This window comes from Streptomyces sp. NPDC091272, assembly GCF_044757485.1.
In the GTDB taxonomy this organism is placed as follows: Bacteria; Actinomycetota; Actinomycetes; order Streptomycetales; family Streptomycetaceae; genus Streptomyces.
The window spans coordinates 1-12994 of the sequence record NZ_JBIVVC010000023.1; the positions used below are offsets into that span (position 1 = coordinate 1).

Genomic DNA, 12994 nt, shown 5'->3' on the forward strand with positions numbered 1-12994 from the left:
GCGCGCGGTCTGCTCCGCAGACGCGACGCGGAGCCGCTACGCGGCTCTAACGGCTCGGGCTTCGCCCTCGCTGCGAGTCGGCTCCGCCGACTCTTCCCGGCAACTCCGTTGCCGGGAGCGTCTCGCCGCTCCGCGCCGAGCCGCTTTCGACCCCCGCCGACATGTATTCCTAGGGGCCCGGACGTTTTGGGTCACACCCCCTTGTGGAAAACCCTCGTTTTCGCAGGTCAGAGGGTGTGACCCACCTGTGGGCTGGGTGTGACCCTCCCTGTGGATTCTCGGGTCCGTTTCTGGGGACAACTCGATATTTTCGCAGGTCAGAGGGTGTGACCCACCCCGGACGCTTTGGGTCACACCCCTTTGCGTCCGCCCTATTGTGTAACCTGCACTCTGTGAGTCAGACTGATACGGACGGTTCAATGTGCCCGCTCATGCTGAGGAGTACGTGATGGACGACGACAGGGCTTACGCGATCCGGGCTTTCTACCGGCTGTACCAGGCGACGTGTGCCGTGGCGCTGGACCCGCAGCACGCGGGGGCGCGGCAGGCGCAGCGCACGGCGGCCTACAGGGCCCATACGGCGCTGCGGGAGGCTGGTCTCCTCGAACTCCCCAAGGAGAGGCTTTTCGAGCTCGTGAGGGCCAACCATCCCGCTTTCGGGCGTAGCTGACGCGCGGTCGGGGCCGGGGGATTTCCCTCCGGCCCCGGCCTTGTGCAGCCTGTGCGTACCGCGTCCGCTTGATACGAGACAGCCACAGTGACCGAGGAGCAGCCATGGACACCGGATCAGCCGAATCCCTGCAAGAGCGTGAGGCCCGGTGCCGTGCTCTCGCGGAGCAGGTCGCGGCGCTGCTTGCCGAGGCGGAGCAGATCGCGCCGGGCAGTGTCTCTGCCTCGAACGGGCAGATCACTTTGCTCGGGGCCAGTGTCCGCCGTGGCTTCAGTGGCTGGGAGGTGCGGTGATGAGTACGCCTGCCGAGCTGCGGAGCGCCGCAGAGAAGGCCCTGACGGCGCCGGGGCGGCGCCGGATCCGGCTGCTGGCCCAGCTTGACGCGCTGGACGCGGAGCTCCGGCCGCTGATCCAGACGGCACGGACGATGGAGGTGCCGCTCCGGCGGATCACCGAGCTGACGGGGGTGGCTCCGAACACCGTGAGGGCCTGGACGGCTCCCGAGTGACCGCCGGGAGCCCCTGATGCTCCCGAAGTCCGTACAGGGCCGTACAGAGCCCTTCCCGCCCCTGTCTCCCGCCAACTGGGAGGCGGGGGCGGTGTCGTGGGTGCCCAGTAGCGTCTGGGGACCGGTACCCGTACCCGAGGAGGACCCCCGTGCCCGACATGGATCTGCTGCACCTGGTGGCGCCCGCCGATGACATCGTCTACATCGGCCGCCGGACCAGCCGCGGTGAGGCCGTGGTGACGATGGAGAGCGTCGACGGAACCGAGCTGGGGCAGCTGCCCAACGCGCCCACCGGGCGCGACAGGTGGCCCGGGTCGGTCGAGTGGGGTTACGGCGGGCAGGGGCCGCGTGAGCTCTCCCGGAGCCTGCTGCTGCACGCGCTGGGGTCCGCCGCTGTCTGCCACACCTGCGGTGGCACCGGCGGGATGCGGGTGCGCGCAGTGCCGGCCACGCCGGACGGGTACGTCCTGGAGTCCTACGCGGACGGGCCGGTACCCGACGCAGACCACCGGGTCGATTGCCCGCGCTACGACGGGTGCGAGTGGGGGAACGTGGCCGTACCCGGGGCGCAGTTCTTCGACGACTACGTAGCGCGCTGGCCCAAGGGTGGCACCGGGGAGCAGTGGCGTCTGCGGCGCAGTGAGGTGCTGGCTTGGCTGAGGGGGCGCGCCGTCGTGGCGTGAGCAGCCGGGGCCCGCTGTACGTCTTCTGGGAGACGTACAGCGGGCCCCGGTGACGTACAGGGCGGCGCAGGCCGCGTCAGTTAAGGACCTGTACCCCTTGATGGGCCCGCAGTCCGGTACTCCCAGAGACCAGAACATGAGTGTGACCTGGAGTGATACGCAGGTGATCCGGAGGTGATCCGGAGGTGATCCGTGCGGAGCATGCTGGTCGCACGTGGTGGTCTAGGGTGCGCTCCGTGGACATCTACTGCATGTGCAATCAGAAGGGCGGGGTGGGCAAGACCGCCGACACGATCGGTCTTGCCGCTGCGCTCGCGGAGAAGGGCCGACGGGTCCTGGTCATCGATTTCGACCCTCAGGGGCACCTGACGGATGCACTCGGACTGGCGGAGGCTGTGGAGCCCGCCACGCTGAAGAATGCGCTGCTGGGTGAGTGGACCGGTGACGCGCACCAGCTGGTGACGCACTACCGGGAGCGGTTCGACGTCATCCCGTGGAACCTGGACGCTTTCCTGCTGCTGCCCGGCCTGTACATGAGTCAGGGGCGTGAACACCGGCTCTCCCGGCTCCTGGAGGCGTTCGAGGACGACTACGACGTGTGCCTGATCGACTGTGCGCCGTCGCTGGCTGCCGACACCGATACCGCGCTCCTGGCCGCGCGGCGCAGGCCGGGACGGCGGGGCGGGGTCCTGGTGCCGGTTGAGGCCGAGGACTCGTCGATCCGCGCGCTGCGGATGCTGCTGCGGCAGATTGGCACGCTCGGGGACTACATGGGCGCGGACATCGACATCGTGGGGCTGGTCCCGTCCAAGGTCGACGTCCGCCGGGGCAGCATCACCACGTCCACGCTGGCGGCGTTCCAGGCACTTGGAGAGCCGCCGGTGCTGGGAGTCATCAGGGACCGCACCGAGATCCGCAAGGCCTGGCGGGAGAAAAAGACCGTGCTGGAGTACGCGCCGCAGTGCGAGGCGTCCGGCTGGTACCGGGAACTCGCGCAGGCGGTGATCGACGCATGACCGCGCGACGCAGTCTCACCCCGCCCCCGCCGGACATGAGCGGCCTGGCCGACGATTTCGGCCGGATGCGGAAGATGCGGGAAGCCCCGGCCCCGGCCCCCGACGTTTCCCCGCCCCCCGCTCCGCCGTCTCCCGAGGAGGTGCAGGCACCGGAGATGACGCGCCGGTCCTGGTACGTCACCAGGGAATCCGCCGACACTCTGAGGGCGGCCGTCGACGAGGTTCACCGCCGGACGCGGGGTATCCCGAAGCACGTGATCGCCTCCGCCCTGTTCACTGCCGCCGCCGCGAACGCGGACGCCGTGGCCCGTGCACTGCTGGCGGAAATCACGGCAGACATCGGCGAGTAGCACTCACCGCATACGCAGGTAGCCCGTACGAGATACGTACGGGATATCTGCGTATCACGCCAGGTCAGGGGCTGTCCGATGCCAGCATCGATGAGCACCAGGACGACGGACACGGCGGCGGCCGGTACGCGAGACGCGCACCGGCCGCAGGGGGAATCCGCGGGGCGGGCGGGGAGTGCCGGCCACGTCCTCAGGTGTAGGTGATTCCCGACCCGTCGACGTCGGGGCGCACCACCACGGCGAGCTGTACCCGACCGTCCGGCAGGGGTGTCATCTCGACCGCGTGGAACGCGCCGTCCGGACCGCCGATCGCGTCCGTCTCGAATGCGCTCGCGGGCAGCGTGTACGAGCCGCCGTGGTGCATGAGCAGCGCGAGCAGCATCGCGTGTGACATGTCCTCAGGGCTGGGGCCGCTCATGACTGGCCCCGCTGGTCCAGGGTCGTGAGGTCGTGGTCAATGCCCTGGTGCAGGGTCTCGGCAAGGTGGCGATGCTGCGGGGTGCTCATGGGGTCGTCGGAGATCTGCCGGGCGAGAGCGGCAGCGGCTTTGACCGCGTCCCTGATCTGGTCGTCGGTGCGGGAGTCCGTGCTCATGTCTGATCAGCCTCCGATGGTGGTCTGGGTCCCGCCGAGGGTGGCGGCACGGCGGCGCGGGTCGAGCTTGGTCAGTGCGTGCGTCGGCCCGCACAGCAGGTCCGGCACGGGGATGCCGTAGTGGGCCGACAGGCGGTCGACGTCGTCCAGCGACCACGACGACGCACCGCCCTGCTTGCGGCTCACCTGGCCTTGTGAGAGCCGCAGACCCGATCCGAGATCAGCCTGGGTCTCGCCGGTGGCGCGCATCAGGGCCGCCACGGTGTCCCGGAGCGTGCTCTCCGAGCTGGGGGTATGGGCATCGTGCATGCCGTATGCACTGGATGCATACGGGCCGGTCATGACGTGGCCTCCGCCATCCACCGCATGACGCGCAGGCGCCGAGCGTCCGTCTCCAGCGCCACATCCAGGGTGATCCCGGCCGCCTCACGGCGTCGGCAGTCCACGCAGTGGGTCACCGCCAGCGTGTCCTTGATCGGGCGGCCACAGCCACCAGCGCAGTCACGGACGACCGGCGTGGTGTCCAGGGTCTCCTTCAGGGTGGCGACGTAGCCCGTCTCCGGGCACCGCTCCCGCAAACGCCACCGGATCATCCCGTACGCGTGGACGCGGACGACTCCTTCGAAATCGCCGGGATCGGTGATCGCGGCCAGGAGCACGGCGGGCGGATACCCGACATGCAACCGCGGAATGACCAGCAATTCTGCCGCGCTGGTCCGCTCCCGCGCGTTCATCCCCGACGTGATCAGTGGAACTTGGGACAGGATCTCCAGTGCCGTGTGCCGCAGCTCCGCGTACTCCTCGCGGGAGTAGAACTCCGCCAGCGACCCGGGACGCGCCACGCCGTCCAGGAACACCCAGAGGAGCCCACCGCGCCCGCCCGTCTCGGGCAGACGTTCCCCGCGCAACAGCGGACCGCTCTGCGGGTGGCGGGCGTGCGGGCGGCGCCCGGTCAGGGCGGCCAGGTGATCGCGTGTCCGGCGCTCGGAGATCCCGAGCGCGGACGCGATGTCCGACTGCCCCATCTGGACCGACCACGCGCCCCCGGCCTGGGAGGCCAGCACGACCATGAGCCGCCCGCAGGTCCGGCACGACAAGGCCAGATCGGCCGCCCACCGCAGCACGGACCGCTGTTCCGACGCGACGGCCGTGGCCGGGGTGGCGGGCACCGGAATCACCGGCGTCCGGCCGTCCGCCTCCAGCCACCCGCACTCGACCATGTACGCGACGTGGACCAACGCCTTGCGGCGGGAGATTCCCGCACCCGTGGCGATGGCCGCGCCGGTCGGGGGCTGCCCCAGCGCGCGGAGTTTGTGCTGCCGCAGGATGGAATGGATCTTCTGGCAGCTGCCGCACTCATTCGGCGGACGCTGCGTGTGCTGACTCACTCGGGCGGGCCTTCCTGCCCCCTTTTGGGGGCGGTGCGCCGCTGCCCTGTGGCGGGGGGAGATTTCTCTGCCCTACACTCGGCAACGGCTTAGGAGTCCCGCGTCAGCCCCGAATCACCGGCCCATGGATTGGCGTCCATGGAACCCACCGGCTTCGGGGCTTTCGCGGTTTTCAGTTAGTGACGGTGCGTGCACGCATCGTAAGGGCTGCCGGTGATCACCCTCACCCGCCCCAAGGACTCGGCGACAGGCCAATGGGACAGGGGCCCCGGCATCGTGATCATTTCGTGATCTTCGCTGATGTCAGGCGGGGGTGATGTCACGGGCGTTGACGATGTCGTCCCGTGTGGTGCGGCCGTTGTCCATGGCGATACGGACCTCACCGGCGCCGAGGTCCTCCAGGACCGTGACCCGTTGGCCGGTGGCCGTGAGGCGGTACTGGTCGGACTGTGCAGTGGGAGCGGCTGCCGTGCGCTTGCTCTTGCTGAATAGGCCCATGGTCATTCCCCTTTGGTCTTCTTGGGCCGGACGTCGAGACCAGCCTCTGTGAGCCACTTGTAGAGGGTGTTCGGGCTGACCCCAGCGAGTTCGCGGATGCGGTTGCGGCCAGCGCCTTCTTTGGCTGCGGCCACTGCGGCGGCGCGCAGTGGCCCCGTCAGTCGTTCAGCCTCCGCCAGTGCGGCGGCGCGCTGTGTGCCCACCTCCGCGACGCGCGCTAGCGCCTCCGCCTGCTTCTTCTCTGGGATCTCCACAAGGAGGACCCTACACGAAACAGACCACCTGAATAAGACTTGTATCCACGATGGTTTCCGGTAGTGTCGTTCTCAGCGGAAGGCACCCGGGCCGGGAAGGTCGGGCATCGCCACCGCTGTACCCAAAACCCAATAGGTCGGCCCCGCGCTGGTGTTGGAAGCACCGGTGCGCAGGGCCTAAGACCGCCACCTGACACGACAGGGAGGCGATCCTTCGTGGATCGTATCTACGGCGCGATCATCTGCGCCCACCAGGACCCGCCCAACGACGTCACGGCCCGTGCCGCGATCGCCCGTGCGGAGAGTGCCGGCCGCCAGGCCGAGGCTGCCCGCAAGGCCGCTGAAGCCATCCGCTCCGCCGCGCAGGGCGGGGGCCAGCGATGACCTTCAACGCCGGTGACCACGTGCTGATCCGGGCCTGCGCGGACGACCCGCGTGCGGTCGGGAAGACCGGCCGGATTCTCGATGAAGTGCCCCCCGGGCCTCTCACCAACTACCGGTGGACCGTCGCCGGGATCAGCCTGCTGATCGCCCCGGTCCTGTGCCACACCCACGAGCTCCACAAGCAGATCCCGCCGACCGCCGGGGGTGCGCGATGAGTGAGTACCCCACCGCGGTTTCGGCTCCGATGCCGGTGAAGCCGCCCAAGCCTCCCAAGGCCCCGAAGCAGAAGCGGCCCCCGCGCCCGATGCACGCCCGCGTCACCGATGCGCTCCTGGTGCTGCTGGCCGCCGCGTCGCTGGGGTTGTCCGGGTGGTCGCTGGCCACTCTCCTCATGGACACCGGCGCCCCCGTGTGGGCGGGTGTTCTCGGGGTCGGTGTCTTCGACCTGGTGGCGGTCGCGGCCGGACTCCAGGTCTACGCCCGCCGCGCCGCCCCGCACACCGCCGGGGGCGCCCGGCTCGTGATGATGGTCGCGCTGCTCGCCAGCGCGGTCGTCAACGGTGCGCACGGCTACCAGTTGGGCGGGTGGACGACGTGCGTCGTGCTGGCCGCCGCCCCGCTCAGTTTCGAGATCGTCTTTGAGCTGCGGCACCGCACCCTCACCGCCCTGATCTGGTTCCTGTTCCGCAAGGAAGCGATGCTCGCCCTGCGGCGGGACGCGTGGGAGCGCATCGCCCCGATCGCAGCGCAGCCGGTCGTCACCATCGAGCGCGACCGCCAGGCCGTGACCGACGTCGAGCCGGAGCCGGTGCACGTCCGCCCGGCCACGGTCGAGGAGGACACCCGCGAACGCCTGGCCACCTCGCTGGCCCGTGCCCGTGCCATCGAGGCGACACCCGCCGCCCCGCAGACGGAGGAGGAGCGGGCGCAGCGGGCCGTTGCCGACTCCCTGGCCGCCGCGCTCGCGGCGGGGGTGCCGGTGGCCGATCTGCTGGCCGATCATGCCGCAGGCGGACGCACGGACATCCGCACCGAGGTGACGCCGCCGCAGGTCAGCAAGCTGCCGCAGGCGGAAGACCGCCCCCGGGCGGAACGTGTACCGGCGCAGGCCCCGCGCAGTATGGCCGCCGGTGTCCGCGAGCTGCTGGCCGCCAAGGTGACCGACCCCGAGGTCGTGTCCGCCCGCCTGTCCGCCCTGATGGGCAAGCCGGTGCCGGTCACCTCCGTCCGGCGCGAGATGCGCCGCATCCGGGCGGCAGAAGCCGCCGCCAGCACCACCGAGTCCGGGACGGGGGCGTACCTCTGATGGGGAAGATCTTCGGCCGCCGCGAGAACCGCGACGACGACCAGGCCCGCAGTATCCGTCTGCTGGAGGGGCTGGAGACGGTCCACTCCGCCGACCGCCACGGCGGCCGGGAGTGCGACAACTCGTGCGACGGGCTGAGCGACTTCGAGAGCGCCGCCCTGAACGTGGGCGGGGACCTGTCGGTGCCCGAGGGCCACGGCTACCCGCGCAAGGGGTGGGGCCGGTGAACCGCGCCGCCGCCATCGACAACGAGCGCACCGCCGAGCTGCTGGCCGACATCACCGACGCCAGCGCCACCGGTATCCCGCTGGACCAGGAGGTGACCGCCGAGCGCCTGGCGGTCGAGGAGTTCGAGACGGTCGTGAGCTTCGCCCTGATCGCGCAGACCGGCGTCTACCCGCCGCCCGGCCACACCTACCCGAGGGAGGACACCGATGCGTGAGCACTGGAACCATCTGCCGTTCGCCGCCCGCTGCGCGCTCGTCCTGTGGCCCTGCATGGGCGTCCTCGCGCTGCTCCTGGACGCGGCCGGGGCTCCGGCCCTCCTGATCGCGCTGGCCGCTCTGGCGGCCGGGTGGGCGCTCGGGATGCCGATGGCCGACCGCGAGAGCGCCCGCCGCACCACCGATTCCGAGGGGGCCTGACATGGCACGCGGACACGAGCCGGACCGCTACACGGTCAGTGAGAAGGCCAGGTTGGTCTACCTGGTGGGTCGGTTGGGCCACGCCATCGAGACCCAGGGGCGCCCCGGGAAGTGGGACGCGGCCATCGCCCGTCTCCAGGCCGATGCCGTCGCCCGGGAGGAGGCCGAGGAGGCCGAGCGCCAGGAGCGCGCCGCCGCCGCCCGCAAGGACAAGGCCGCCGCACGGCGCCGCTGAGTACTCGTCACCGCCGGGGCCGCGCACCGTGCGTGGCCCCGGCCACCCCCCGAAGGAGTCAGACATGAGCAGCACCCAGGAGTGGCCGGCCGCCCGCTACCTCACCGCGGGAGGGGCCCACGTCGACCTGACCCCCGTGACCGAGCTGGACGACGCAGACGTCCCGCAGACGGTCGGAATGACCGCCCTGTGCACCGCGTGCACGGCCACCGTGACCGAGATGGACACGCACCCCTACCGGCGCACCGGAGAGCGGGAGGCGCACCGGTGGGCGCAGGACCACGCCGCCTGGTGCCGACGGATGGCCCGCCCGGCCGGGGCGACGTCGTGAAGAACTGGATCGTCTGGCCGCTGGTGGCAGCGCTGGCCTACATCGAGGCGGTGGCCGCCGCCGCCGTCGGGATCGCCCTGCTGAGCGTGGGGGCGCCCCTGATCGTCGCCGTCGCCCTCGCCATCGGCGTGCACCTGGTCGTCGAGATGGTGCCCGTCCTGCCCACCAAGCGTGGGCGCCGTCCGCTCTCCCACGCCGGACGCGAGCGGGCCGACCGCATCGCCGACCGCGCGGGCTGGACCCGCGCAGCCATCTGGGCCCGCGAATCCCGCTGAAAAAGATCCGCACGGACTGTCACAAACGGGGCCCGATGGGCCCTTGGGGCAGGTGAAGGGCCCGCCGTTGTCAGTGGCGGGAGCAATCATGGACGGCCACACCGGCCGCCAAGACCGCACAGCACCAGGGGAGTCGGGCCCGCACCCGGCATTCGCGCCCGCCAAGTCGGGCCCGGCTCCCCCACCGTGACGAGGGGACAGACGTGCAGCACGAGATCCAAGCCGCCGCCGACACCGGCGGCACCACCCAGTGGATCAACAGCGTCGGGGCGTGGATCGTCGAACACGCCCCGGCATCCCAGGAGGGCTGGTGGGTCGTCCTGGCCGCCGTCGGCGTGCTGATCGGCGTCTGCATGGGCATGGGGGCCAAGCACCTCAAGGACACCGGCCGCAAGGAAAAGGCCGGGCTCGACGGAGCGGTCGAGACGTTTTTCGAGGGCGTCGCCGTCCTGGTCGGCCAGGCGTTCGGCGCCGTCGGCCGCTGGTTCTCCGGGGCCCCGATGTGGGGTGAGCCCCGCAGCGCGGCGACCTGGTGGCGCCCCGGCCCGCTCCTGGACCTGGACGCCCCGGCCGCCGAGCTCGGCTCGGTCGCGGTGGCCGGCACTCTCTGGGAGCCCTACGACTGGGCAGCGGCCCGCAAGCGGATCACGGCCTGTCTCCCCGAGTGGGCCGCGTGGACGGCTCCCGTCGCTACCACCCTCGGAAGGGCCCTGGAAGGCCTTGTGCGGGCTGTAGGGACGCTGTGGCGGGGAATGCGTGCCTGGCACCAGTGGAGGCGTGCAGGACGCGCTACGGCCCGCACAGGGCTTTCGCTGTTCGTCGCGTTCGCCGTGCTTGCCCCGATGGCCGCGCTCGGCGTGGTCGCCATCGCGATCCCCACCGCGATCCTGTCCGCCGCCCTGTGGGGCGACGGCTACGAGTACGACTTTGACCAGATCCACGGTGAGACCCTGTGGCAGGCCGTCCGGCCCTTGCTGCGCCTGGACGACGACACCGACCAGTCCAAGTGGCTGACCCTCCCCCGGGACGCGGACGCCGACGGGGCCGCGATCGTCCTGCGGCTCCCGATGACGCTGCTGGGCACCCCCGCCGACCGCGAGCACGTCCAGGAGGCGCTGGAAGCCGTCGTGCCCGGTGAGTGGGAGGCGGCATGGGAGACCACCGGCCGCAGGCGCCACGTCCGGTGGACGCAGGCACCCAGCGGGGACGGCGCCGACGCCGAATACGGGCCCGGTCTCTGGGAGGGCCTGCGCGTACTGCTCAAAGTCCCTGGTGGGAGCGCACGCGCGGACTGGCTGCACATCAGCCCCGAGCTGGACGAGAGCACCCAGATCAGTATTCGCGTGCCTCGCGGGTGGCTCGGGACACCCGAGCAATTGGACTTCCTGGTCAATCAGCGGATGCCCGGGGAGTGGATTATGCGTGCCGATCTCGTCGGCGCCAACTCCGTTGTGCACTGGACGCCGAAGCCCCCGCCCGCCCCGAAGCCCCAGTTGCCGACCATGGTCGAGTGGATTCCCTCGGACGACCCGGCACGCGTCTACATCGGCGAAGTGCATACCGGCCCGAAGTACATCGACACGACGACCGAGACGCCTCACTGGGGAATCTCCGGCGGTACTGGCGACGGAAAGACGACCGGACTCCTCATGCCGGTTGTCCACGGACGCCAGCACGGAGCCCTGATCGACTGCATCACCATGAAAGCCAACGCATTCAAGGACATCGAAGGCGAGTCCGGAATCCGCGTCCACAAAACCGGGCGGCAGGCCGTCGCCGCGATGGCGGAGTTCTACGTGTCCATGAAAGCCGCCGAAGCACTCCAAGGCACACCCGAGGGTGACGCACTCCCCGAGCGATTCCTTGTCATCGACGAATTCGCCTCGTTCGTGAAATCCGCAAAGATCTGGTGGAAATACGGACTCCAGGGAAAGGGAATGCCGCCCTTTGAGGCGTGGTTCCAGATGATCCTCATGCAAGGACGCTCCGCGAACCACAAAATCGTCATCGGCGCGCACACCTTTACGCTGTCCCTTTTCGGTGACACCGAGACCCGAGACCTGATCGGCGCCAAGGGAATCGTAGGCGCCGCCTCCGGACCGAAATGGGCCGTCACGTACGGGCAGGAAACCCCCCGCGTCGAATGGGACCACACCGTAAAGGGACGCGGCGTAATCGGCGTCACCGGCGGCCAGGTCGAGGAAATCCAGTACGCCTACATCACCCCCTTCGCCCGCGAATACCTGCGGGACTGCGCACCGGCCGCGGCCTGGCACGCCCGCGGCGAAATGGCCCCCTGGATCGACGACCACGCCCTGAGCGAGGCAGCACAGGAGCTGGCCATTACGCCGTTCCTCGCAGGAGGGGCGTACATGCAGGGCGTCACACTTGTGACCGGAGCGGTGATCCCTGCCCCCAAGATCGGAAAGCCCAGGTCAGAGCTTGTGACGTCACAGGCCGGCACCGCGGCTGTGACCGACCCTGTGACCGAGCACTACGAGCACCAGGCCGACCAGGACGAGAGCGCCTCACTGCCCCACTACAGCCTGCGTGAGGCCTGCGAGCAGGGCCTCATCCCGGTCTCCTACGCCGCCGCGCGCCAGCGCATCGCACGCGGCCGAAAGAACGGAGTGCAGTTCCCCGAGGGAATCGACGTGGAAGGCGTCACCTGCTACACCGCAGCCGAACTTGCTGACTGGTGGACCCTCGTAAGCACCATCAAGAAGAAGTCCAGCAAGCCCAGCATGTAAGGGAGGGGAAAGAAATGGCAGGCAGGAATCAGGATTTCGGCCGGTACGGTGCACGGGGCATCAAGGGATCGGAAGCCACCAGACGAAAGCTGGACAGCCTCGCGGGCGGTATCGCCACCCCCGTCACGGAAAAGCGCGGCCTTATGGCACGGCTCCGGTACCTCAATCGAAGCGAACGCTCCAAGGCTGCCGCGCAAGCCGCAGGGCTCAATGTCACCCCCCGCACCATGAAAGCGTGGATGGAAGGAAAGCGGGCTCCCAGCAAAAAGAATCTGGAGCGAATCGAGAATGCCTATGGGAGCGTCCGGAAAAAGAATGTCGCCCGCACAATGAAAACCCGTCTTAATAACGACGGGCGCGGAACCCGGGTCGAAATCCACCCCGCCAATACCTCCCAGGTTCCGCAACCGCAAAGGCGAGTTGCCGAACACCGGAACATTAACGTGCGGGATTGGGACGGCATTGTGGACGCCTGGGCACAAGAGGATTCAGCCGCAATGGACACCGAATGGGAAAACGTTATCGTGGACCTGGGATCACAATGGGGACAGTACGAGTACGTGACGAACGTCGGTTTCTCTGCCTGACTCTATAAGGCACCAGAGAAGGGGCCCGGTACCTCTCAGGAGGCGTACCGGGCCCCTTTCCGTATTCCCTAACAGGTGTAATATCTGGTGACACCTAAAGCGATCTCATGAATCCGCCAGCGATCACCAGGAATCAGCACTTCGCGAAATTGGGTGACCAGGGGGGTACCCCTAATTCTGATCCATCCCATCTGGGCATCAACTTTGACGCACGGGATACAGTCGGCCCCAGCGGATACCAAATGGCGCACGCCTCCCGCCCCCGCGCGGCCCCCCGGGACCCGCCTCGTATCACTCGTGCGAGACCACACACCTCTCGCACGAGTGATACTCCCCAAGTCCTAGCCAGCAGCCCGCAAAGCGGGCATAGGGCCAGCGCGGAGCGCTGGCCCACCCCAAGGGTGCGGAGCGCCCGCCGGGGTGTCTCAGGGCCACGGAGTGGACCAGAGACCGGAGCGCGAAGCGCTCCGCAAAGAGTCGCGTAGCGACTCCGCGTCGCGTCTGCGGAGCAGACCGCGCGC

General features: G+C 69.4%; 23 protein-coding genes. 17 read left to right on the plus strand and 6 right to left on the minus strand.

Annotated elements, in window-relative coordinates:
- Positions 1 to 448: 448 nt before the first annotated feature.
- The 6 genes from ACIQM4_RS34395 (at position 449) to ACIQM4_RS34420 (ending at position 3227) form a co-directional block, all read left to right on the plus strand.
- Positions 449 to 670: a hypothetical protein gene (locus tag ACIQM4_RS34395; protein WP_401599492.1), complete on the plus strand. Its 222-nt coding sequence runs from the start codon at positions 449 to 451 to the stop codon at positions 668 to 670.
- A 104-nt stretch (positions 671 to 774) separates the two neighbouring features.
- Positions 775 to 963, plus strand: a complete 189-nt coding sequence (locus tag ACIQM4_RS34400) for a hypothetical protein (RefSeq protein WP_401599494.1) — start codon at positions 775 to 777, stop codon at positions 961 to 963.
- Positions 963 to 1178 carry a hypothetical protein gene (locus ACIQM4_RS34405; RefSeq protein ID WP_401599495.1) on the plus strand — a complete coding sequence of 72 codons (216 nt, stop codon included), beginning with the start codon at positions 963 to 965 and terminating at the stop codon, positions 1176 to 1178. The genes ACIQM4_RS34400 and ACIQM4_RS34405 overlap by 1 nt, the downstream gene beginning before the upstream one ends.
- Before the next feature lie 158 nt (positions 1179 to 1336).
- Positions 1337 to 1861: a DUF6166 domain-containing protein gene (locus tag ACIQM4_RS34410; protein WP_401599527.1), complete on the plus strand. Its 525-nt coding sequence runs from the start codon at positions 1337 to 1339 to the stop codon at positions 1859 to 1861.
- A 236-nt stretch (positions 1862 to 2097) separates the two neighbouring features.
- Positions 2098 to 2877: a ParA family protein gene (locus ACIQM4_RS34415; RefSeq protein WP_401599497.1), complete on the plus strand. Its 780-nt coding sequence runs from the start codon at positions 2098 to 2100 to the stop codon at positions 2875 to 2877.
- Positions 2874 to 3227, plus strand: a complete 354-nt coding sequence (locus ACIQM4_RS34420) for a hypothetical protein (protein ID WP_401599498.1) — start codon at positions 2874 to 2876, stop codon at positions 3225 to 3227. The genes ACIQM4_RS34415 and ACIQM4_RS34420 overlap by 4 nt, the downstream gene beginning before the upstream one ends.
- A gap of 190 nt (positions 3228 to 3417) precedes the next feature.
- On the opposite strand, the gene ACIQM4_RS34425 is transcribed toward ACIQM4_RS34420, so the two are convergent.
- From ACIQM4_RS34425 to ACIQM4_RS34450, 6 genes are all read right to left on the minus strand, one after another.
- Entirely contained in the window at positions 3418 to 3645 is a 228-nt protein-coding gene (locus ACIQM4_RS34425) for a pRL2-19 (RefSeq protein WP_401599499.1), read from the minus strand.
- The gene (locus ACIQM4_RS34430) at positions 3642 to 3821 is read right to left on the minus strand and encodes a hypothetical protein (RefSeq protein ID WP_401599501.1); all 180 of its coding nucleotides are present in this window, start codon (positions 3819 to 3821) and stop codon (positions 3642 to 3644) included. The genes ACIQM4_RS34425 and ACIQM4_RS34430 overlap by 4 nt, the downstream gene beginning before the upstream one ends.
- Positions 3822 to 3827: 6 nt before the next feature.
- Positions 3828 to 4130, minus strand: a complete 303-nt coding sequence (locus tag ACIQM4_RS34435) for a helix-turn-helix domain-containing protein (protein ID WP_401599502.1) — start codon at positions 4128 to 4130, stop codon at positions 3828 to 3830.
- 29 nt (positions 4131 to 4159) lie between these two features.
- Positions 4160 to 5209, minus strand: coding sequence for a hypothetical protein (locus ACIQM4_RS34440; protein ID WP_401599503.1), 1050 nt, complete (start codon positions 5207 to 5209; stop codon positions 4160 to 4162).
- Between the two features lie 303 nt (positions 5210 to 5512).
- On the minus strand, positions 5513 to 5713 hold the full coding sequence (locus ACIQM4_RS34445) for a hypothetical protein (RefSeq protein WP_401599504.1): 201 nt from the start codon (positions 5711 to 5713) through the stop codon (positions 5513 to 5515).
- Complete coding sequence (locus tag ACIQM4_RS34450; RefSeq protein ID WP_401599506.1) at positions 5710 to 5961, minus strand: hypothetical protein; 252 nt, start codon at positions 5959 to 5961, stop codon at positions 5710 to 5712. Before ACIQM4_RS34450 ends, ACIQM4_RS34445 begins: the two co-directional genes overlap by 4 nt.
- Before the next feature lie 216 nt (positions 5962 to 6177).
- Here ACIQM4_RS34450 and ACIQM4_RS34455 point away from each other — a divergent pair, with 216 nt between their 5' ends.
- The 11 genes from ACIQM4_RS34455 (at position 6178) to ACIQM4_RS34505 (ending at position 12473) form a co-directional block, all read left to right on the plus strand.
- Positions 6178 to 6345, plus strand: coding sequence for a hypothetical protein (locus ACIQM4_RS34455; protein WP_401599507.1), 168 nt, complete (start codon positions 6178 to 6180; stop codon positions 6343 to 6345).
- The gene (locus ACIQM4_RS34460; protein ID WP_401599509.1) at positions 6342 to 6560 is read left to right on the plus strand and encodes a hypothetical protein; all 219 of its coding nucleotides are present in this window, start codon (positions 6342 to 6344) and stop codon (positions 6558 to 6560) included. Before ACIQM4_RS34455 ends, ACIQM4_RS34460 begins: the two co-directional genes overlap by 4 nt.
- Complete coding sequence (locus ACIQM4_RS34465; protein ID WP_401599511.1) at positions 6557 to 7651, plus strand: hypothetical protein; 1095 nt, start codon at positions 6557 to 6559, stop codon at positions 7649 to 7651. Before ACIQM4_RS34460 ends, ACIQM4_RS34465 begins: the two co-directional genes overlap by 4 nt.
- Positions 7651 to 7878: a hypothetical protein gene (locus tag ACIQM4_RS34470; RefSeq protein WP_401599513.1), complete on the plus strand. Its 228-nt coding sequence runs from the start codon at positions 7651 to 7653 to the stop codon at positions 7876 to 7878. Before ACIQM4_RS34465 ends, ACIQM4_RS34470 begins: the two co-directional genes overlap by 1 nt.
- A complete protein-coding gene (locus ACIQM4_RS34475) occupies positions 7875 to 8093 on the plus strand; it encodes a hypothetical protein (RefSeq protein ID WP_401599514.1) in 219 nt (72 codons plus the stop codon). The genes ACIQM4_RS34470 and ACIQM4_RS34475 overlap by 4 nt, the downstream gene beginning before the upstream one ends.
- The gene (locus ACIQM4_RS34480; protein WP_401599516.1) at positions 8086 to 8295 is read left to right on the plus strand and encodes a hypothetical protein; all 210 of its coding nucleotides are present in this window, start codon (positions 8086 to 8088) and stop codon (positions 8293 to 8295) included. Before ACIQM4_RS34475 ends, ACIQM4_RS34480 begins: the two co-directional genes overlap by 8 nt.
- 1 nt (position 8296) lies before the next feature.
- Complete coding sequence (locus ACIQM4_RS34485; protein WP_401599518.1) at positions 8297 to 8530, plus strand: hypothetical protein; 234 nt, start codon at positions 8297 to 8299, stop codon at positions 8528 to 8530.
- 64 nt (positions 8531 to 8594) lie between these two features.
- Positions 8595 to 8861 carry a hypothetical protein gene (locus ACIQM4_RS34490; protein WP_401599520.1) on the plus strand — a complete coding sequence of 89 codons (267 nt, stop codon included), beginning with the start codon at positions 8595 to 8597 and terminating at the stop codon, positions 8859 to 8861.
- On the plus strand, positions 8822 to 9136 hold the full coding sequence (locus ACIQM4_RS34495) for a hypothetical protein (protein ID WP_401599522.1): 315 nt from the start codon (positions 8822 to 8824) through the stop codon (positions 9134 to 9136). Before ACIQM4_RS34490 ends, ACIQM4_RS34495 begins: the two co-directional genes overlap by 40 nt.
- Before the next feature lie 203 nt (positions 9137 to 9339).
- Positions 9340 to 11886: a hypothetical protein gene (locus tag ACIQM4_RS34500; RefSeq protein ID WP_401599524.1), complete on the plus strand. Its 2547-nt coding sequence runs from the start codon at positions 9340 to 9342 to the stop codon at positions 11884 to 11886.
- Positions 11887 to 11900: 14 nt separating this feature from the next.
- Entirely contained in the window at positions 11901 to 12473 is a 573-nt protein-coding gene (locus ACIQM4_RS34505; protein WP_401599526.1) for a transcriptional regulator, read from the plus strand.
- The last annotated feature ends 521 nt before the right edge of the window (positions 12474 to 12994 follow it).

Excerpts from the sequence above, each read along its gene's own strand:
- ACIQM4_RS34395 (WP_401599492.1), top strand. The coding sequence starts at position 449 with ATGGACGACGACAGGGCTTACGCGATCCGGGCTTTCTACCGGCTGTAC.
- ACIQM4_RS34400 (WP_401599494.1), top strand. The coding sequence starts at position 775 with ATGGACACCGGATCAGCCGAATCCCTGCAAGAGCGTGAGGCCCGGTGC.
- ACIQM4_RS34405 (WP_401599495.1), top strand. The coding sequence starts at position 963 with ATGAGTACGCCTGCCGAGCTGCGGAGCGCCGCAGAGAAGGCCCTGACG.
- ACIQM4_RS34410 (WP_401599527.1), top strand. The coding sequence starts at position 1,337 with ATGGATCTGCTGCACCTGGTGGCGCCCGCCGATGACATCGTCTACATC.
- ACIQM4_RS34420 (WP_401599498.1), top strand. The coding sequence starts at position 2,874 with ATGACCGCGCGACGCAGTCTCACCCCGCCCCCGCCGGACATGAGCGGC.
- ACIQM4_RS34425 (WP_401599499.1), bottom strand. The coding sequence starts at position 3,645 with ATGAGCGGCCCCAGCCCTGAGGACATGTCACACGCGATGCTGCTCGCG.
- ACIQM4_RS34430 (WP_401599501.1), bottom strand. The coding sequence starts at position 3,821 with ATGAGCACGGACTCCCGCACCGACGACCAGATCAGGGACGCGGTCAAA.
- ACIQM4_RS34435 (WP_401599502.1), bottom strand. The coding sequence starts at position 4,130 with ATGCACGATGCCCATACCCCCAGCTCGGAGAGCACGCTCCGGGACACC.
- ACIQM4_RS34445 (WP_401599504.1), bottom strand. The coding sequence starts at position 5,713 with ATGACCATGGGCCTATTCAGCAAGAGCAAGCGCACGGCAGCCGCTCCC.
- ACIQM4_RS34460 (WP_401599509.1), top strand. The coding sequence starts at position 6,342 with ATGACCTTCAACGCCGGTGACCACGTGCTGATCCGGGCCTGCGCGGAC.
- ACIQM4_RS34465 (WP_401599511.1), top strand. The coding sequence starts at position 6,557 with ATGAGTGAGTACCCCACCGCGGTTTCGGCTCCGATGCCGGTGAAGCCG.
- ACIQM4_RS34470 (WP_401599513.1), top strand. The coding sequence starts at position 7,651 with ATGGGGAAGATCTTCGGCCGCCGCGAGAACCGCGACGACGACCAGGCC.
- ACIQM4_RS34480 (WP_401599516.1), top strand. The coding sequence starts at position 8,086 with ATGCGTGAGCACTGGAACCATCTGCCGTTCGCCGCCCGCTGCGCGCTC.
- ACIQM4_RS34485 (WP_401599518.1), top strand. The coding sequence starts at position 8,297 with ATGGCACGCGGACACGAGCCGGACCGCTACACGGTCAGTGAGAAGGCC.
- ACIQM4_RS34490 (WP_401599520.1), top strand. The coding sequence starts at position 8,595 with ATGAGCAGCACCCAGGAGTGGCCGGCCGCCCGCTACCTCACCGCGGGA.
- ACIQM4_RS34505 (WP_401599526.1), top strand. The coding sequence starts at position 11,901 with ATGGCAGGCAGGAATCAGGATTTCGGCCGGTACGGTGCACGGGGCATC.